Origin of the sequence: Nocardia sp. NPDC057455, assembly GCF_042802775.1 — a bacterium.
Classification (GTDB): domain Bacteria; phylum Actinomycetota; class Actinomycetes; order Mycobacteriales; family Mycobacteriaceae; genus Nocardia.
Genome location: NZ_JBHVDM010000006.1, coordinates 112,084 through 128,712, shown reverse-complemented (window position 1 = coordinate 128,712; position 16,629 = coordinate 112,084). Strand labels below are relative to the sequence as shown.

The following is a 16,629-nucleotide window of genomic DNA, read 5'->3' as shown; positions in this document are numbered from 1 at the left end:
AAAGGGTTACCGGCCCGCCGCCGCGAGCAGGGAAATGCACTACTCCTATGGCGAGATGGTCAGCCTGCTCACGGCGGACTTCGTGCGATGCCGTCGCGAGGAGCGGCAACTCGGCGGGATCAGCGACGACCAGGTGCTCCACCATGTGCGGCACTGAGACGGGTTCAACGCCGTGGTGGACGCGGTGGTTGCGGGGCTGGTACGGCTCGGTGCTTCGCGCACCGCGCAGGCTGGGTCTTCCGGACCGCAGGAGCCGAAGACGTGACGACTCCACGCCCGGAGGAGCCAGATGTCCACTTGCGGGTCCAGCTCGACGGCGTGAGTCTGGACTTCGCCGCCTGCCGCACCGCAGCAGCTATGCGGTTCATTCGCGAGTGGCGCGCCGTGCGACCCGCTGCCGACCTCACCGTGATTCCGGGTAGCACAATCGCGTTGCCGCATTGCCGTGCGAACGCCTCTACCTGGAACCGTGACGCGCGTCGACGCGGAACGATAGGTCTGCGAGCAGTAGCGTTCGAGCCACCCGATAGGGGGATGTCGTTTCAGCCATAGCAAGTCGTTGGAACCGGATGCGGCGTCGAGACGTCGAAGTATGGTGCCGGGCCGAGTCCGGCGGGACACGTTCGGTCGGGTTGCGTGAGAACCATTGACAACGATCAGGGGAGTCGAGATGAGAATGGTCACGAAGTCTGCCATCGCCGGTGCCGTTGCCGTGGGGGCGGTGCTCGCAACGGCGGCGACCGCGTCGGCGGTACAGGAATTCGACACGGTCGCGGCGCACTGCTTCCCCTCACCGAAGGACGGAAGCTGTGTCACTCCTCCGAGCAACGTGAGCTGGGACGATTGCGAAATGGTCCGCCATGCCGCGGCGGACTGGTACTGCCGCGAGGTAGCTCCCGGCCGATACACCCTCACGCATCGCTGATCGAGTCAGCCGTGAGTGGCACACCGTCGAGAGGTCTACTCGCGTTTCACCACGGCTGTGTGCCACTCGCGAAGCTCGTACGCGTCGGCGCGTTCCTGCGCGGCATCACCGCTAGAGATCGTCCGGTAGTACTCGGAACGATTTGTGCTCGGTGAGTGGGGCCACGGCACGGAAGTCTCGGCGGTCGAGCGTTAGTACTTCGTTGGTCTCGTAGTCGGCGGCCAGGGCTACCGTCACCGCGTCCGCGAGGTCCAGCCGCAGGGCCGGATAGAGCCTGCGCACGGCGTTGGCCTGATCGAGAACGTCGGAGGTCACCACAGCGATCTCGAAGTGCTCGGTGCGCGTCTGGGTGGCCAGGTCTTCGAGCATTTCGGTCGAGACGCGCTGTCCGAGTTCTCGACGCGCAACATGGTCGACTTCGGCTAGAACGAGCGGCGACAAAATGACGAGTCCGGCTTGTTCCAGGACCCGAAAGGCGCCGTCGCTGTCGGGTGAGGAGGTATCGAATGCGGCGATGAGCCCCGAAGTGTCGGCGATGACGATTCCCGGGCCCTCGAGGCCCAGCATCACCGGGCGTCCGGGCTGTCGCCGAAGTCGTCGGCGAGGATGTCGTCGACGCGTTCGGCAAGCGTCGGATCGCCGCTCGCGAAACGCCTCAAACGCAATGGTTCAGATCGGCGACGCACCCGCACCGCGGCTAGATGTATTGCATTGCGGATGATTTCCGCCTCGCTGACATTGCTCCGCGCAGCCGCTTCCTTGATGACGGCCAGGTCTTCGGCGTCGGCGTAGACCATGGTGCGCTTGAGAGGCATATGAGTATTGTGGCATATATGCCATCGTGGGGAGGTGAGACCGGCGCGCGCATCGTTGGCGATGTTCGGTGCGGCGTCCGAGGGCTGGTGCGGATGGGAGGGTGGGGACGGCGTCCGATCCCTCGATCCGGAGCTGTCGGTGCGGGCCGTCGAGTCGGGCGGCGATTTCGGACGGGGTCGGTCCGAGCTCGGTGCGTCGGTTGAGGCGGCGGTCGCGACTCCGTGGTCGGCCGGGGGGCGGATGGATCGGGAGCGGCGATATCAACTCGCGCGAATCAGAACTCCAGGTCCGACCACGGGATGTGGATCGGGAACGGGAAGTCGATGGTGATGGCGTCGGAGTTGTTCGGTGACCACTCGCCGGTCAGGAGGTAGTTGGCCGGATGCAGCGGTTGGACGCCGGGTGGGAGCTTGCCGGGGGTGGTTTCGAGGGCGTACGCGCGAACCATCGCCACCGCGCTCTTCCTTCGCGCGAGCGTCACCTCCCAATACCAAGGGACGCCCGCATCGGCGTAGCGCCTCTGCGCGTCGAAAGGATCGATCTCGATGGACGACGGAGAATGGACTCGGCTCACGAGTAGCACGTCTTGGGCGCGGATGTCCTGGTAGGGGGCGTCGAGGCGGCGGTAGACGAGGACATCGGGGGTGGCGAAGTCCGACTTGTTCGACTCGCCGAAGAACACGTTCGTTTCGAAGTCCACGCGCCACCAGCTCTGCGGCTGTTCGGCCATGCCATCGCGTGCGCAGCGCTTGAGCGCGCTGGTCAGCGCGAAGAGGAACGCTTGATGTTCGGCAGGTCTGCGCCGTCGCCAGACGACACGCCCGTTCCACAGCTCGATCTGCCCCGCGATGTCCTCGGGTAGCTGCTCGAGTTCCTCCCAGGTCATGAACTCCGGGAGGTCGGGACGTTCGACGCCTGGACTCGACATTGTCCTATGCTAGCCCGGTCACCGGCCATTTCCGCTGGTCATGAGCGGGACGAAACCGGCTCCTCACCGACCCCGATTTTGCCCCGGTGAACCCCTTGCCTACACTAGAGCGGTTGCCTGGGCACCTCCATGCCCGCATGCGTGCGCTCGGGCGATCGAACCTCCTCCGGTCGGCAAGTGTCGGCCGGACCATCCGAATTGTCGTAGGCCCACCGCTGGGCATGCCGATGTGCATGTGAGCGCTGTATGGGAACCGCGATGAGAAAGGTGTCTAGGTCGAACCATGACCATGACTGATCCGATCGCAGACTTCCTGACGCGTCTGCGCAACGCCAACTCGGCGTACCACGATCAGGTGAAGGCTCCGCACTCGAAGCTCAAGGCGAACATCGCCGAGATCCTCAAGCGCGAGGGCTACATCGCCGATTACCGGACCGAGGACGCACAGGTGGGCAAGACGCTCATCGTCGACCTCAAGTACGGCCCGAGCCGTGAGCGCAGCCTCGCCGGCGTGCGCCGTGTCTCCAAGCCCGGTCTGCGCGTGTACGCGAAATCCACCAATCTGCCCAAGGTGCTCGGCGGCCTCGGCGTGGCGATCATCTCCACGTCCACCGGCCTGCTGACCGATAAGCAGGCGGCCAAGCAAGGCGTGGGCGGCGAAGTCCTCGCTTACGTCTGGTAAGGGAGGTCAGGACAATGTCGCGTATTGGTAAGAAGCCCGTCGCAATCCCCGCTGGCGTCGACGTCACCATCGACGGCCAGGACATCTCGGTGAAGGGGCCCAAGGGCACCCTGTCGCTCACCGTCGCCGAGCCGATCACCGTCGCCAAGGGCGAGGACGGCCAGCTCGAGATCGCTCGTCCGGACGACGAGCGCCGCAGCCGCGCGCTGCACGGCCTGACCCGCACCCTGGTTTCGAACATGGTCGTCGGTGTGACCCAGGGCTACGAGAAGAAGATGGAAATCTTCGGCGTCGGTTACCGCGTCGCGCTGAAGGGCCAGAACCTCGAGTTCGCCCTCGGCTACAGCCACCCGGTGCCGATCGAGGCGCCCGAGGGCATCACGTTCGCGGTGGAGACACCCACCAAGTTCTCCGTGTCGGGAATCGACAAGCAGAAGGTCGGCCAGATTTCGGCGGTCATCCACGGCCTGCGCAAGCCCGACCCGTACAAGGGCAAGGGCATCCGCTACGCCGGCGAGGTCGTTCGCCGCAAGGTCGGAAAGACGGGTAAGTGATCATGGCGCAAACCGAAAACCAGAAGGCCAAGCGCATCCCCCTGGGCAAGGACGTGTCGACCCAGCGTCGCCTGTCGAAGACGCGCCGTCACTTCCGCCTGCGCAAGAAGGTGGAAGGAACCACCGAGCGTCCGCGCCTGGTGGTCAACCGCTCCTCGCGGCACCTGCACGCGCAGCTGGTCGACGACTCGGTCGGCAAGACCATCGCCGCCGCGTCGACCATCGAGGCCGACGTGCGCACGCTGGACGGCGACAAGTCCGCCAAGAGCAAGAAGGTCGGCGCTCTGCTGGCCGAGCGCGCCAAGGCCGCCGGTGTCGAAGCCGTCGTGTTCGACCGTGGTGGGCACGACTACCACGGCCGGATCGCCGCACTGGCCGATGCCGCTCGCGAAGGTGGGTTGAAATTCTGATGATCGATAACAAGAACGGAAGGAACGTCTGATGCCGGGACGTCAGAGGCGTGACGGCGGAAGCGGACCCGCCGGACAGAATGGCAGCGCCCCCGAGGGCGGCCGCGGCGACCGTCGCGGTGGTGGCGACCGTCGGGGTGGCGGCGACCGCCGCGACAACGCCGCCGAGAAGAACCAGCTCGAGCGGGTCGTCGCGATCAACCGCGTCTCCAAGGTCGTCAAGGGTGGTCGGCGCTTCAGCTTCACCGCCCTGGTAATCGTCGGTGACGGCAACGGTCTGGTCGGCGTCGGCTACGGCAAGGCCAAGGAAGTTCCCGCCGCCATCCAGAAGGGTGTCGAAGAGGCTCGCAAGAACTTCTTCCGCGTCCCGATGATCGGCTCCACCATCGTGCACCCGGTTCAGGGTGAGGCGGCCGCCGGTGTGGTCATGCTGCGTCCGGCCTCGCCGGGTACCGGTGTGATCGCCGGTGGTGCGGCTCGTGCCGTGCTGGAATGCGCCGGTATCCACGACATTCTGGCGAAGTCGCTCGGTAGCGACAACGCCATCAACGTCGTGCACGCGACTGTCACTGCCCTCAAGGCACTGCAGCGTCCCGAAGAGGTCGCGGCTCGCCGTGGCCTGCCGCTCGAGGACGTCGCCCCTGCAGGCATGCTGCGTGCACGCGCTCAGGCTGCCGGAGGTGTCAAGTAATGGCAGATCTCAAGGTGACCCAGATCAAGAGCTCGATCGGCGCCAAGCAGAATCAGCGGGACAGCCTTCGGACCCTCGGTCTGCGCGGTATCCGTAAGACCGTGGTCCGCGAGGACAACGCCCAGAACCGCGGGCTGATCAACGTCGTGCGCCACCTCGTGACCGTTGAGGAGGTCTGACATGACCATCAAATTGCACCACCTGCGTCCGGCTCCCGGCGCCAAGACCGAGAAGATCCGCGTTGGTCGCGGTGAGGGCTCCAAGGGCAAGACCGCGGGCCGTGGTACCAAGGGCACCAAGGCGCGCAAGAACGTGCCTGCCGCCTTCGAGGGCGGGCAGATGCCGCTGCACATGCGGCTGCCCAAGCTCAAGGGCTTCACGAACCCGTTCCGCACGGAATACCAGGTCGTGAACGTCGGCGCCATCGCGAAGCTGTTCCCCGAGGGCGGCGAGGTCGGCAAGGCCGAGCTCGTGGCGGCCGGCGCGGTTCGTAAGAACCAGCTGGTCAAGGTCCTCGGCGATGGTGAGATCGGTGTCGCGGTCCAGGTGACCGTGGACAAGGTCACCGGCTCGGCGAAAGAGAAGATCACCGCCGCCGGTGGCACCGTCACCGAGCTGGGCTGACGGTACTCTGCATTACAGCGGCACCGGACGAGTGAACGGCTCGTCCGGTGCCACTGTTAGAGTTCAATTGTTGTCTGCCAAGCCTCGTCGTGGTTTTCGGCGTCCCTTCTGTGTCGAGCAGGGACATCGCTGAACATCCATGTCATGACCATGTCGTTCGCCAGGAGGATCAGTGCTTTCCGCCTTCGTATCGGCCTTCCGGACTCCGGACTTACGGCGGAAGATTCTCTTCACGCTGGGGTTGATCGCGTTGTACCGGCTGGGTGCCGCGCTGCCGTCCCCCGGCGTCGACTACAAGGCGGTCCAAGAGTGCATCGACCTGGTCTCCGGTGGTGAATCGGGCGGCATCTACCAGCTGATCAACCTGTTCTCCGGTGGTGCGCTGCTGCAGCTGTCGGTCTTCGCGATCGGCATCATGCCCTACATCACCGCGAGCATCATCATTCAGCTGCTCACCGTCGTCATCCCGCGGTTCGAGGAACTGCGCAAGGAAGGCCAAGCCGGCCAGACGAAGATGACGCAGTACACCCGATATCTGTCGATCGCCTTGGCGATCCTGCAGGCCACCGGGCTTGTCGCATTGGCGGCGCGACGCCAGCTGCTACAGGGCTGCGAGAAGGACATTCTGGCCGACACCAGCATCTTCGGCATGATCATCATCGTGCTCGTGATGACCGCGGGCGCGGCGCTGGTGATGTGGTTCGGTGAGCAGATCACCGAGCGTGGCATCGGCAACGGCATGTCGTTGCTGATCTTCGCCGGTATCGCCGCTCGCATCCCGAGCGAGGGCAAGGCGATCCTGGACAGCCGGGGCGGTCTGGTATTCGGCTTGGTCTGTGTCGCCGCGCTGGCGATCGTCGCGGCCGTGATCTTCGTCGAGCAAGGTCAGCGCCGGATCCCGGTGCAGTACGCCAAGCGTGTGGTCGGCCGGAAGATGTACGGCGGCTCCTCGACCTACCTGCCGTTGAAGGTGAACCAGGCCGGTGTGATCCCGGTCATCTTCGCTTCGTCGCTGCTGTATCTGCCGAACCTGGTGGCGCAGCTGACGGGGTCGCAGAACAACCCGGACCCGAGCTGGTGGCAGGAGATCATCCAGAAATACCTGGTGAATCCGGGCAACCCGGTGTACATCGCGATCTACTTCAGTCTGATCGTGTTCTTCACCTACTTCTACGTCGCGATCACCTTCAACCCGGAGGAGCGCGCCGACGAGATGAAGAAGTTCGGTGGCTTCATCCCGGGCTACCGGCCCGGCAAGCCGACCGCCGACTACCTGAATTTCGTCCTGAGCCGTATCACCCTCCCCGGCTCGATCTATCTCGGTCTGGTCGCTGTGCTGCCGAACCTGTTCCTCGATATCGGTGCCTCCGGTGGCGTTCAGAACCTTCCGTTCGGCGGTACCGCGGTGCTGATCATGGTGAGCGTCGGTTTGGACACCGTGAAGCAGATCGAGAGCCAGCTGATGAATCGAAATTACGAAGGGTTCCTCAAGTGAGAGTTGTACTGCTCGGTCCGCCGGGCGCCGGTAAAGGCACCCAGGCTGTCCTGCTGTCGGAGAAGCTGGGCGTTCCGCACATCTCCACCGGGGACCTGTTCCGTGCGAATATCAGCCAGCAGACCCCGCTGGGGCGCGAGGCGCAGAAGTACATGGACGCGGGCGACCTGGTGCCCAGCGACGTGACCAACCGCATGGTCGAGGCGCGGGTCAACGAGCCCGACGCCGCCAACGGGTTCGTACTCGACGGATACCCGCGCACGGTGGACCAGGCCGACGCGCTGGAGAAGATCCTCAAGGACATGAACACCAAGCTCGACGCGGTGCTGCGCTTCGTCGTGGCGGAGGACACCGTGGTCGAGCGGATGCTCGCCCGTGGCCGCACCGATGACAACGAGGGTGTGATCCGCAACCGCCTGCGGGTGTATCGCGAAGAGACCGAACCGCTGCTGGAGCACTACGACGGCCTGGTCGTCTCGGTGGACGGCGTCGGCGAGGTCGATGACGTCAACGCGCGGGCACTGCGCGCGCTGGGCCACTGAGTAATCCCGTGATGGAGCGCTGAGGCCAGGATGGTCTTCAACCGCAAGAAGAAGGTCGTACCGTTCCGGACGGCAGGTGAACTGGATGCCATGGCGGCGGCCGGCGCGATCGTCGGCCGCGCCTTGGTGGCCGTGCGCGATGCCGCCAAGCCCGGGGTTTCCACCTTGGAGCTGGACGAGGTCGCCGAGCAGGTGATCCGGGACGCGGGCGCGGTGCCGTCGTTCAAGGGTTACCACGGCTTCCCCGCGTCCATCTGCGCGTCGGTGAACGACCGCGTGGTGCACGGGATCCCCACGGCCAAGGAGATCCTCACCGAAGGCGACCTGGTCTCCATCGACTGCGGGGCGATTCTCGACGGATGGCACGGTGATTCGGCCTGGACCTTCGGCGTCGGCATGATCATCGAGGCCGACCGGCTGCTCAGCGAGGCGACCAAGTCGTCGATGGAAGCGGGTATCGCGGCGATGCTGCCCGGTAACCGGCTGACCGACGTCTCGCACGCGATCGAGCTGGGCACCCGCGCGGCCGCGCAGGAGCACGGGCGCGCCTACGGCATCGTCGACGGTTACGGTGGACACGCCATCGGCCGCGAGATGCACCTCGACCCTTTCCTCGCCAACGAAGGTGAGCCTGGCAAGGGCCCGAAGCTCGTGGTCGGATCGGTGCTCGCGATCGAGCCGATGCTCACGCTCGGCACCACCCAGACGAAGGTGCTCGACGACGACTGGACCGTGGTCACCGTGGACGGCAGTCGTGCGGCACATTGGGAGCACACTGTCGCCGTCACGGAGGACGGACCCCGGATCCTGACGCTGCGTCCGGAGTAGCGGCCGTCGGGCGGCCCGGTTCGGTAACACTGCGCGGCGAGGAAACGAGCCGCACCGACGCCAGCTTCCTGGTCGATCTCGCCGCGTCGCCGCGTGCCGGCACCTTGCGCCGACACGCCCACCGGGCGATACCCAGCTTTCGCTGGATCGGTGACGTCGTTCCTTGCACCCGCGTCCTGCGCGTTGAGCCGAAGCGGTAGCCGTGCGGGTTGGAACGGTTACTTCCTCCTTGCTTCGATACTGTCCTGAACGATGCCGTCAGCGTATGGCCGGGCAGGTGGCGCGGACGTGAGTAGGCCGCTACTCGAATCTCCCTGCCGCGCGCCGCAGTTCGACGCCATCGGGCCTGTGCCCCGCCCTCGGCCGGGGTGCCGGGAGCGGTGTGGCCTGGGTCTTTCGTCTGCGTAAGTAGCCGTTCAGTCGGCGGCGCGGAGGGTGGATCGCAGTGCCGAAGTCACGATGGGAAGATCGAATTCGCCCTCGGCCGTCTCCGGCTGCTTGCGCAGATAGTCCAGGATCCGGCCGAGCAATTCGGTGCGTTCCTCGGGTGAGATCACCAACGTGTGCGATTGCGTGCCGATCGTCGCGGTCAGAGACTCGGCCGTGCGCCGATGCCGATGCTGGAACGTTTCCCGTTCGAACTCGTGTTCCTGGAACAGCGGGTGGGCGGGCAGAGCGATCCGTCCGCTCGGTGGCTGAACTGCCGACACACTCGACATGGCGGCCGTTTTCAGCCCGGCGACCCAGTCCACCGAGTCGTCGTCGGTATTCCACAGCCCGGCGAGAACGCCGCCCGGTCGCAGCACCCGGAGGAACTCCGGATAGGCGCGGTCCAAGTCGAACCAGTGGAACGCCTGCCCGGCGATGATCGCGTCCACCGAATCATCACGGAGCGGAATCACTTCGGCTGTACCGGCGCGGGCGGTGACGTCCGGGAACCGGCGGATCAGTTCGGCGAGCATGTGCGCGTCGGGTTCCACCGCGATCACCGACGCACCGGCGGCGAGGAGTCCCTGAGTCAGTTTTCCGGTGCCCGCGCCGAGATCGAGGACGACCGGTGGTCTCCGATCTGCGACGGGAGCCAAGGCCCAGCGGATGGCCGCGGCCGGATAGTCGGGCCGGTGCTCCGCGTAGGCAGCGGCATGTGCGCCGAAGGAGCCCGCCCTCCTGATGTGCAGGGCGAGCGCCTCGTCGGCATGGTCGTCCGGACTCCCCATCCGTCCCAGCTTACGGATGGGGAGCAGCGGCGGAACCTACGATGCGCCAGGAAGTCTGCGCACACCCGCGCAGACCTCGGCGGCCAGGTCGTCGTAGCCGACGGCCAGTTCGGCCAAGCGCTGCCAGGCGTCCCACAGATCCCATTCGGAGGCGCTGGCCAGCGCCGCATAGGCATTCGCGGTGAACTGGGCCAGACGGTCGATCACGGCGCCGACGGTCTCGGTGTGTACGTGTGCCGCGCCGTGCGCGGGCGGCAGCTGCACCGTGATCCAGCGGTCGATGTCACGAATCAGGCTCGCACGCAACGCGTCTATCTCGTCGAGCGAATCGTGTCCCGCGCTGAGCCTGCGTTCGTGCAATGTGGTGAGTTCGTGTGCACAGCGCAGCAGCGGGTTGGTCTCGGGTAGTTCGCCTCGGCAGGCTTGCAGTACTTGATGTTTCGCGGGCAGTGCCCCGGTTGTCATCGCCCAGCCGTTCTCGTGCAGGAACGGACGGTATCGACGATGGACGAGCCGGGTGGCCGGAAACCGTTCTGCGGAGCCACGATCCAGTGCCGGTAGTCGGCGTCGGCCGCGGCGGGGGAGGGCAGGGCGATCTCACCGCCGCTGGGCACGATCGAGACGTTCAGGCGGAACAGCTCGGCGAACAGCCGGACGTCGTCGGGTAGATCGGGGCGGGTCAGAAAGGTCCACCGTTTGGACCGGACGTGCGAGATGATCGGACCCAGGCCGATTCGGCGATGGGTGAGATCGTCGCGCACTCTCTGCCCCAATGCGGCGGGCATCGTGATCGCGCCGACGAATCCGGCGCGCAAAACGATTCGGCCGATCTCCGGATGAACTCCGGCGGGCAGGTCGCAGGTGTGTCGATAGAAGGCGCATCGGGCGGTCGGGGTGTCCGCCAACGCCAGTTGGTCCATGGGGCCCTCGGGTAGCTTCGTGTGACTTTTTCCAAGCCGCCCGGACGGTACTGCGGCATCAATGCTGTGATCCGGTACACCGTGCGAGCGTTGTTTCAGTAGAGCACTCCATGGAGCGGATCAAACATTCCGTTCAATTAGTTCTCGAGAAATTCGTTTGCGTGCTGGTTACCGGTGGGTGCGGTAACCAGCCGGGGGTGCGTTACAGCTGCGCGTTCACTTCGGCATACGCATGACCTGGTCAAATGACCTGTGGGGATGCGGGGCGAGGGCGCCGAGCATTTTGTTCACCGCCGCCGCAGCCAAGTGTGCAACCTTGCCGCAAATCCTGCCCGCGACAGGCGTATCCGGAGCGGGCCTCAGGGGGTGGTGCGGAAGAACAGCACGCGGTCGCCGTGCTCGGACAGCGGCGTGTCGACACTGATCTGGCGCAGGCCGCAGTCCGGCAGATAGGTGAGGTTGGCGAACACCTTCGTGTTGCCGAAGGCCGCGCGCAACTTGCTCTCGGTCGCCCGGTCGGGGTTGTACAGAGCCAGCGTTTCGAAGTTCAGTGGCGCGAGCGGTTTGTCGAGGGGAGCCTGCCCGGCCGGGCGGCCGAGCGCGGCGTATTGGGTGGCCGCGCCGTGCTCGTACCAGCACAGCTCATAGGCCACGTTCTCGGTGACCGTGATCGCCGCGACCGGCCAGTCCTGGGACAGGCGCAGCGCCAGTGGATTTTTCGCCACCGGAGTCAGTTCCCAGTTCAGGCTCATGACCGTGACCCAGCCGCCGTAGGGCTGGTCGATCAGCACGATGTCGTCGCCGAGGGTGGTGGAGGTATTCGGCTCGGGTTCGCGGATTTTCCAATTCGACTCGTGCGTACCGAGGTAGCTCTCACGATCGAGGGGGTATGCGTCGTCGACCGCGTATGCCGCGATGATCGCGGCGCGCACCTGGGCTATGGCATCCCGTGCCGGCAAGTACACGCTCAGCGCGCCGAAGGTGGAGCCGATCTGCACGGGCGTGGCCGGCTGATCCTGCTCGGTGCCGGGCGCGAGCGGGCGCAGGCCGACCAGGGCCAGCTTCCAGTTGATCTCCTCGACGGTCGACAGGTCGCCGGAAGACTTGAACATGATCTGCTGCTGGGTGAGCCGTCCCGCCTGCTCCAGCGTGCGGCAGCCCAGTTCGACCAACGCCCGGTGCGACTTAGGGGTGAGGTCGAGGTCTTGGATGCCGCACGCGCGCAATCGGATCGACATGGTGGTCGAGGTGAACGCGGCGTACCGCTCCCGGTACATGGCGATGGCCTGCTTGCGCGACCGGCCGACCATGAGCGTCCGCAGCAGCGTGCTCAGGCTGGCCAGGTACTTGCCGGACAGTTCCGGGTTCGCCGCGGCCAGGGCGGCGCGGATACGGGCCGCCTCCTCGGTCGCGGCCACGGCGGCGTCCTGATCCAGCCTGCCCAGCCAGACGCCGCACTTGGACAAACCGTCCGCGCACGGGCCCGCGACCTCGGGATGCTCCCGCGCCACCTGACGGTAGACCTCACAGGCACGACGGATCGTCGTGGTGGCCAGTTCCCTGCGGCCACTGTGCCGTGCCGCCTGCTCGAACGAGCGCAGCGCGTCGTTCAACTCGCCCGCCAGGCGGGCGGTCAGCACTTGGCCCCTGGACAGCAGGCGCAGACGGATCGCCACCGCTTCCTCCGCGGGCGCCAGCGCCTCCCGCGTGCGGTCGCGCATCGAACCATTGGTCTTGGTGGCGATCAGACCCTTGGCGAGCTCGCCGAGGGAAGTGGCCAAGCGCAATTCGGATTCGACCGTACGGTCGAGTGCCGCATACCGATCCGCGGCGATCTGGCGCTCCATCGCGTCCAGATCCATCGCGCTCCTCGTTTCCAGCATGATCCTCCGCCAACGCGCGGCAACCGCGCAACATAACCTTCTGCGCACCGAGTTTGTCACGCTTGCCGCCCGCGCGCACCTGTATCCGGCCAGGCAGGCGGGGTCGTTCGGCGGGCGGCCACCCGGACGGCGGCCCCTGCCGGAGAAGGAGGCATGATCGAGGGTTGTGCGAGCCCTATTGCAGCGCGTGAGTTCGGCGCAGGTGACCGTCGACGACCAGGTCGTCGGCCGGATCGATCCGGCTACCGACGGCGTCCCGCACGGCCTGCTCGCGCTGGTCGGCGTGACGCACTCCGACACCGAGGCGACCGCGCGGGCACTGGCCGACAAGGTGTGGCGGTTGCGCATCCTCGACGGTGAGCGTTCGGCCGCGGATCTGTACGCCCCGATCCTGGTGGTCAGCCAGTTCACCCTGTACGCGGATACGAGGAAGGGCAGGCGCCCCTCCTGGTCGGCGGCCGCTCCCGGCGCAATCGCCGAACCCCTGGTCGACGTCTTCGCGCACACGTTGCGCGAATTCGGCGCAACCGTCGCGACGGGGCGGTTCGGCGCGCACATGCACATCGACTCGGTGAACGACGGCCCGGTCACCGTCATGCTGGAGTTGTGAGCCGAGCGTCGTATTGCCCCCGAAAATTGGGGTGTCGGGCTAGATTTCGTGATCTGTGCCGTGCTCTACCTGCGGCGGAGTCCGCCCGCAAACACCGAGGAACATCCCGTTCATGTTGACGTCACTGGTGATTAGTCATCCGGTGTTACCGTCGGTGGGAAGGACTCGAGGGTGGAGGAGCGGACGCGATGGCGGACAATGTCGAATTCGATGAGCATCTGTTCCGCAAGGCGGCCCAGAAGACGGGGCATGTCCAGGACCGGATCACCGGCATCATCGACAGATTGAGCACGTCGATCGCCGCGCGCGGAAACTGCTGGGGCAACGACACTATCGGCCGCAACTTCGCCAACGGCCCCGACGGTCAGGGCGGTTACACCACGACCAGGGACAACCTGGTCAAGGGCGCGCGCAACGTGGCGGGGACGTTCGACAACTTCAGCGAAGGACAGACGAAGACCGCCGACCTGCTGCGCGATATGGAGCACGGCAACCGCGACGGCATCCGCTGAGCCCGGGGTTCACCGACCGATGACGAACGAGCAAGCCAAGGCGGACCTGGCCGACATCCTCGACGGCGTCCAGGAACAGATGCGGATCATCGCACGGTTGCAGCAGGAGCGCGCCGAGCTGACCGGCCGTGCGACGGTGCGCGGCAAGCGGGTGACGGTGGTCGTGAACGCCGACAACACGGTCATCGACACCCAGTTCGGGCCGAACATCGAAGACCTCGGCTATGCCGAGATCGCCAAGGCGATCACCGACGCCGCGCAGCAGGCCGTCGCCGACGTGGCCCGCAAGACCCGGGATCTGATGGCGCCTCTGGACAACCACCGGGCGCGGATGCCGAAGCTGTCCGATCTGGTCGAGGGCATGCCCGACCTGCGTGCGCCGGAGCCTGTCCCGGCCCCGACGGCGCCACCGAACGCGAAAGAGCGCAGGGAGTTCTCGGATGGCAGCGGGATGCGGTTCACCGATACCGAGACCGTAGAACGCGATCGTGGTGGATCGGTCACCGATTCCAGCTGGTGAGCTCGGTAGCCGGACCGAGCGATCGAGGTAGCTGCCCATGGCCATCGAGCTGCCCGCCGTACTGAAGTACCTCGAGCCGATCGTCGGCATGGAGTGGCCCGAGGGCAACGAGGACCAGATGTGGGCCTTGGGCGGGGACTGGCGCACCGCCGCGAACGAGTTGCGTTCGGTCATCCCCGATGTCGAGGCGGCCAAGAGCGCGTCGATGACCGCCTATCCCTCGGGCGACGGCTACGAGGAGATGGTCAAGGCCTTCGACAGCTTCCTGACCTTCGGCGGCGGAAGCCCGCAGGACGACCAAACGCTGTCCAAGCTGGCCGACTACTTCAAGGAGATCGGCGACTCCGCCTACGACGTCGGCACGGAGATCGAGTACGGCAAGCTGATGTACTGGTCGTCGCTGGCGCTGCTGGCGGCCGAGCTGGCGGCGTCGTTCTTCTCCGGCCCGTTCAAGCCCGCGGTGGACGCGGCGGCGATCGCGGCGACCCGTATCGCGGTCCGCATCATCGGCCAGCGGCTGGTGCAGGCGGTGATTCAGCGGGTCGGGCGGATCGTCGCGAACCGGTTCGTGAGCTTCCTGCTCCGGCACGTCGCGATCGACACGATCCTCGGCACCATGCAGGAACTGGGGGTGCAGGCCTACCAGGTGGAGCAGGGCCACCGCAAGAACATCAACGTCGAACAGGTCATCGTGACCGCCGTCAGCTCCGCGGCGGGCGGCGCCGCGGCGGGGCCGCTGGGTGAGAAGCTCGGCCACGCGCTGACCCGGCGATTCGGGCCGGACTTCAATCCGTTCCTGCACGGCGCGATCACCGGGACGACAGCCGGATTGGTCGGTGCCGGCGCGGGTTTCGTAGGCGCGACCGCGACGCAGTTCGGCTTCGACGTGGCGACGGATGGGTGGGACCAGGCGCTGCAGAACCTGGGCAACACGCCGGTCGATTGGCGAATGTTCACCGCTGGCGCCTCCAACGGCGCGATGACCAGCGTGGCCAAGGTCGGTTCCGCGCGTATGTGGAACAAGTTGATGCCGACCACGATGAGTCGTCCCGACTTGGGGACCCGCCTGGACAACCTGTTCGCCGACGCGAGCGGTCCGCGGGTGGGGTTCCGGCCCGATGGTGCGGTAACGCCCGGTGCGGGCGACGGCAGCGGCCTGGCGCCCGGCGGCGGGGCGCAGAATCCCGCGGGTGCGTCGAACACGTCCGGTGCAGCGAACGGTGCAGGCGCTGCCCGCGCTGGGATGCCCGCTGCCGCGAACGGTGGTTCCGGGGGCTCGGACACGTCGCGGTCCGGCACCGGTGGCACCAGTTCCGCTGGGGGAGATCTGGTTTCGGGTGCCGGCTCCGATGGGGCGCGGCAGGGCGGTGGCGAGGCCGGTGAGTCCAGCACTCCGGAGCAGTCGGCCGGTCAGCAGGGTTCGTCGGGCGAGCGGTCCGCGTCTGGTGAGCAGGGGCCGGGTGAGCGGGCGTCGGCGGGTGAACAGTCCTCGTCAGGTGAGCGGTCCGCGTCTGGTGAGCAGGGGCCGGGTGAGCGGGCGTCGGCGGGTGAACAGTCCTCGTCAGGTGAGCGGGCGTCGGCGGGTGAACAGTCCTCGTCAGGTGAGCGGGCGTCGTCGGGTGAGCGGTCGACGTCCGACACCGGCGCTGGTCTGGCCGAGGAAGGACGGCAAGACCGTGGGGCCGGTGCCGATTGGTCCGAGGAACCGAATGTCGCTGCGGGTCGACACGACAGCGTGGCGGGCGACGTCGCGGGTACGCAGCGCGGCACCGTCGACGGCGTGCAGAACCCGGAGACGCGGTCGCTGTCGGAAACGCCGCAGGCGGGCGTCACCCCGGTCGCGGGCGCACCGCTGACCGGCCCGGCGGCCACATCACCCGCTGGGCCGACCACCGCCGGCGCGCCACCGTCCACCAGTGCGGTGCCAGGTGCCACCCACGCGTCGCCCGCTTCACCGGGGTCGAGCGAGGCACGGCCCACACCGTCCACGGAGCCGCGTCCACAAACCGCCACACTCGACAGCAGGGCTACCGCCGATCGGGGGCGGGCCGGTGTCGCCGATCGCCCCTCCGGTTCCGTCCGCGACGAGCCGGCGGTGCGAGCGGGCAAGACCGACTCCGAGGCGCCGCGAGCCGAATCCAGGCGCGAGACCGGTGCGACCCGCCAAGTCGGTGAGACGCGTCAGGACGGTGCTGCGCGTCAGGATGGTGCTGCGCGTCAGGATGGTGCTGCGCGTCAGGACGGTGCTGCGCGCCAGGACGGTGGCGCGCGCCAAGAGGGTGCTGCGCGCCAAGAGGGTGCTGCGCGCCAAGAGGGTGCTGCGCGCCAGGACGGTGGCGCGCGCCAAGAGGGTGCTGCGCGCCAAGAGGGTGTTGCACGCCAAGAGGGTGCTGCGCGCCAGGACGGTGGCGCGCGCCAAGAGGGTGCTGCGCGCCAAGAGGGTGTTGCACGCCAAGAGGGTGCTGCGCGCCA

General features: G+C 66.8%; 20 protein-coding genes and 1 pseudogene. 14 read left to right on the top strand and 7 right to left on the bottom strand.

All coding sequences use genetic code 11. The annotated features are described in order from the left end of the window. Window positions 1–670 precede the first annotated feature (670 nt). Entirely contained in the window at window positions 671–925 is a 255-nt protein-coding gene (locus ACFU5M_RS04215) for a hypothetical protein (protein WP_379043417.1), read from the top strand. A gap of 111 nt (window positions 926–1,036) precedes the next feature. On the opposite strand, the gene ACFU5M_RS04210 is transcribed toward ACFU5M_RS04215, so the two are convergent. From ACFU5M_RS04210 to ACFU5M_RS04200, 3 genes are all read right to left on the bottom strand, one after another. Further along, entirely contained in the window at window positions 1,037–1,492 is a 456-nt protein-coding gene (locus tag ACFU5M_RS04210; protein WP_379043414.1) for a PIN domain-containing protein, read from the bottom strand. Continuing rightward, on the bottom strand, window positions 1,492–1,722 hold the full coding sequence (locus tag ACFU5M_RS04205) for a hypothetical protein (protein WP_379043411.1): 231 nt from the start codon (window positions 1,720–1,722) through the stop codon (window positions 1,492–1,494). Before ACFU5M_RS04205 ends, ACFU5M_RS04210 begins: the two co-directional genes overlap by 1 nt. Before the next feature lie 293 nt (window positions 1,723–2,015). Continuing rightward, window positions 2,016–2,669: a Uma2 family endonuclease gene (locus ACFU5M_RS04200; protein WP_379043408.1), complete on the bottom strand. Its 654-nt coding sequence runs from the start codon at window positions 2,667–2,669 to the stop codon at window positions 2,016–2,018. A 283-nt stretch (window positions 2,670–2,952) separates the two neighbouring features. Between ACFU5M_RS04200 and rpsH the strand changes: the two genes are divergently transcribed. From rpsH to map, 9 genes are all read left to right on the top strand, one after another. Further along, window positions 2,953–3,351, top strand: coding sequence for a 30S ribosomal protein S8 (gene rpsH / locus ACFU5M_RS04195; protein ID WP_379043405.1), 399 nt, complete (start codon window positions 2,953–2,955; stop codon window positions 3,349–3,351). A gap of 14 nt (window positions 3,352–3,365) precedes the next feature. Further along, a complete protein-coding gene (rplF, locus tag ACFU5M_RS04190) occupies window positions 3,366–3,905 on the top strand; it encodes a 50S ribosomal protein L6 (RefSeq protein ID WP_379043402.1) in 540 nt (179 codons plus the stop codon). Between the two features lie 2 nt (window positions 3,906–3,907). Then, on the top strand, window positions 3,908–4,315 hold the full coding sequence (rplR, locus tag ACFU5M_RS04185) for a 50S ribosomal protein L18 (RefSeq protein WP_379043398.1): 408 nt from the start codon (window positions 3,908–3,910) through the stop codon (window positions 4,313–4,315). Window positions 4,316–4,346: 31 nt separating this feature from the next. Then, window positions 4,347–5,006 (top strand): 30S ribosomal protein S5, encoded by a 660-nt coding sequence (rpsE, locus tag ACFU5M_RS04180; RefSeq protein WP_379043395.1) that lies wholly within the window; start codon window positions 4,347–4,349, stop codon window positions 5,004–5,006. Next, window positions 5,006–5,185 (top strand): 50S ribosomal protein L30, encoded by a 180-nt coding sequence (rpmD, locus tag ACFU5M_RS04175; protein WP_040864898.1) that lies wholly within the window; start codon window positions 5,006–5,008, stop codon window positions 5,183–5,185. Before rpsE ends, rpmD begins: the two co-directional genes overlap by 1 nt. Before the next feature lies 1 nt (window position 5,186). Continuing rightward, window positions 5,187–5,630, top strand: coding sequence for a 50S ribosomal protein L15 (gene rplO, locus ACFU5M_RS04170; RefSeq protein ID WP_051168540.1), 444 nt, complete (start codon window positions 5,187–5,189; stop codon window positions 5,628–5,630). A 172-nt stretch (window positions 5,631–5,802) separates the two neighbouring features. Beyond that, window positions 5,803–7,125, top strand: a complete 1,323-nt coding sequence (secY, locus tag ACFU5M_RS04165) for a preprotein translocase subunit SecY (RefSeq protein WP_379043390.1) — start codon at window positions 5,803–5,805, stop codon at window positions 7,123–7,125. After that, window positions 7,122–7,667 (top strand): adenylate kinase, encoded by a 546-nt coding sequence (locus ACFU5M_RS04160; protein WP_379043386.1) that lies wholly within the window; start codon window positions 7,122–7,124, stop codon window positions 7,665–7,667. The genes secY and ACFU5M_RS04160 overlap by 4 nt, the downstream gene beginning before the upstream one ends. A 30-nt stretch (window positions 7,668–7,697) precedes the next feature. Further along, the gene (gene map, locus ACFU5M_RS04155) at window positions 7,698–8,495 is read left to right on the top strand and encodes a type I methionyl aminopeptidase (protein ID WP_379043383.1); all 798 of its coding nucleotides are present in this window, start codon (window positions 7,698–7,700) and stop codon (window positions 8,493–8,495) included. 416 nt (window positions 8,496–8,911) lie between these two features. Here map and ACFU5M_RS04150 read toward each other — a convergent pair whose 3' ends face one another. The 4 genes from ACFU5M_RS04150 to ACFU5M_RS04135 all read right to left on the bottom strand — a co-directional run bounded on the left by ACFU5M_RS04150 (window position 8,912) and on the right by ACFU5M_RS04135 (window position 12,515). Then, complete coding sequence (locus ACFU5M_RS04150; protein ID WP_379043380.1) at window positions 8,912–9,712, bottom strand: class I SAM-dependent methyltransferase; 801 nt, start codon at window positions 9,710–9,712, stop codon at window positions 8,912–8,914. 36 nt (window positions 9,713–9,748) lie between these two features. Then, window positions 9,749–10,177, bottom strand: coding sequence for a DUF4254 domain-containing protein (locus ACFU5M_RS04145; protein WP_379043377.1), 429 nt, complete (start codon window positions 10,175–10,177; stop codon window positions 9,749–9,751). Next, complete coding sequence (locus tag ACFU5M_RS04140; protein ID WP_379043374.1) at window positions 10,174–10,632, bottom strand: DNA-directed RNA polymerase subunit beta; 459 nt, start codon at window positions 10,630–10,632, stop codon at window positions 10,174–10,176. Before ACFU5M_RS04140 ends, ACFU5M_RS04145 begins: the two co-directional genes overlap by 4 nt. A gap of 359 nt (window positions 10,633–10,991) precedes the next feature. Further along, window positions 10,992–12,515 (bottom strand): hypothetical protein, encoded by a 1,524-nt coding sequence (locus ACFU5M_RS04135; protein WP_379043371.1) that lies wholly within the window; start codon window positions 12,513–12,515, stop codon window positions 10,992–10,994. Between the two features lie 166 nt (window positions 12,516–12,681). On the opposite strand from ACFU5M_RS04135, the gene dtd reads away from it, so the two are divergent. The 4 genes and pseudogenes from dtd to ACFU5M_RS04115 all read left to right on the top strand — a co-directional run. Beyond that, window positions 12,682–13,125 carry a D-aminoacyl-tRNA deacylase gene (gene dtd / locus ACFU5M_RS04130; RefSeq protein ID WP_379043368.1) on the top strand — a complete coding sequence of 148 codons (444 nt, stop codon included), beginning with the start codon at window positions 12,682–12,684 and terminating at the stop codon, window positions 13,123–13,125. Between the two features lie 188 nt (window positions 13,126–13,313). Next, the gene (locus tag ACFU5M_RS04125; RefSeq protein WP_379043365.1) at window positions 13,314–13,637 is read left to right on the top strand and encodes a hypothetical protein; all 324 of its coding nucleotides are present in this window, start codon (window positions 13,314–13,316) and stop codon (window positions 13,635–13,637) included. A 19-nt stretch (window positions 13,638–13,656) separates the two neighbouring features. Further along, complete coding sequence (locus ACFU5M_RS04120; RefSeq protein ID WP_379043362.1) at window positions 13,657–14,157, top strand: YbaB/EbfC family nucleoid-associated protein; 501 nt, start codon at window positions 13,657–13,659, stop codon at window positions 14,155–14,157. Window positions 14,158–14,194: 37 nt separating this feature from the next. Beyond that, window positions 14,195–16,629, top strand: a pseudogene (locus ACFU5M_RS04115) (hypothetical protein); the annotation flags it as partial.

Coding starts and splice junctions, on each gene's coding strand:
- ACFU5M_RS04215 (WP_379043417.1), top strand. CDS start 671: ATGAGAATGGTCACGAAGTCTGCCATCGCCGGTGCCGTTGCCGTGGGG.
- ACFU5M_RS04210 (WP_379043414.1), bottom strand. CDS start 1,492: ATGCTGGGCCTCGAGGGCCCGGGAATCGTCATCGCCGACACTTCGGGG.
- ACFU5M_RS04205 (WP_379043411.1), bottom strand. CDS start 1,722: ATGGTCTACGCCGACGCCGAAGACCTGGCCGTCATCAAGGAAGCGGCT.
- ACFU5M_RS04200 (WP_379043408.1), bottom strand. CDS start 2,669: ATGTCGAGTCCAGGCGTCGAACGTCCCGACCTCCCGGAGTTCATGACC.
- rpsH (WP_379043405.1), top strand. CDS start 2,953: ATGACCATGACTGATCCGATCGCAGACTTCCTGACGCGTCTGCGCAAC.
- rplF (WP_379043402.1), top strand. CDS start 3,366: ATGTCGCGTATTGGTAAGAAGCCCGTCGCAATCCCCGCTGGCGTCGAC.
- rplR (WP_379043398.1), top strand. CDS start 3,908: ATGGCGCAAACCGAAAACCAGAAGGCCAAGCGCATCCCCCTGGGCAAG.
- rpsE (WP_379043395.1), top strand. CDS start 4,347: ATGCCGGGACGTCAGAGGCGTGACGGCGGAAGCGGACCCGCCGGACAG.
- rpmD (WP_040864898.1), top strand. CDS start 5,006: ATGGCAGATCTCAAGGTGACCCAGATCAAGAGCTCGATCGGCGCCAAG.
- rplO (WP_051168540.1), top strand. CDS start 5,187: ATGACCATCAAATTGCACCACCTGCGTCCGGCTCCCGGCGCCAAGACC.
- map (WP_379043383.1), top strand. CDS start 7,698: ATGGTCTTCAACCGCAAGAAGAAGGTCGTACCGTTCCGGACGGCAGGT.
- ACFU5M_RS04150 (WP_379043380.1), bottom strand. CDS start 9,712: ATGGGGAGTCCGGACGACCATGCCGACGAGGCGCTCGCCCTGCACATC.
- ACFU5M_RS04145 (WP_379043377.1), bottom strand. CDS start 10,177: ATGACAACCGGGGCACTGCCCGCGAAACATCAAGTACTGCAAGCCTGC.
- ACFU5M_RS04140 (WP_379043374.1), bottom strand. CDS start 10,632: ATGGACCAACTGGCGTTGGCGGACACCCCGACCGCCCGATGCGCCTTC.
- ACFU5M_RS04135 (WP_379043371.1), bottom strand. CDS start 12,515: ATGCTGGAAACGAGGAGCGCGATGGATCTGGACGCGATGGAGCGCCAG.
- ACFU5M_RS04125 (WP_379043365.1), top strand. CDS start 13,314: ATGGCGGACAATGTCGAATTCGATGAGCATCTGTTCCGCAAGGCGGCC.
- ACFU5M_RS04120 (WP_379043362.1), top strand. CDS start 13,657: ATGACGAACGAGCAAGCCAAGGCGGACCTGGCCGACATCCTCGACGGC.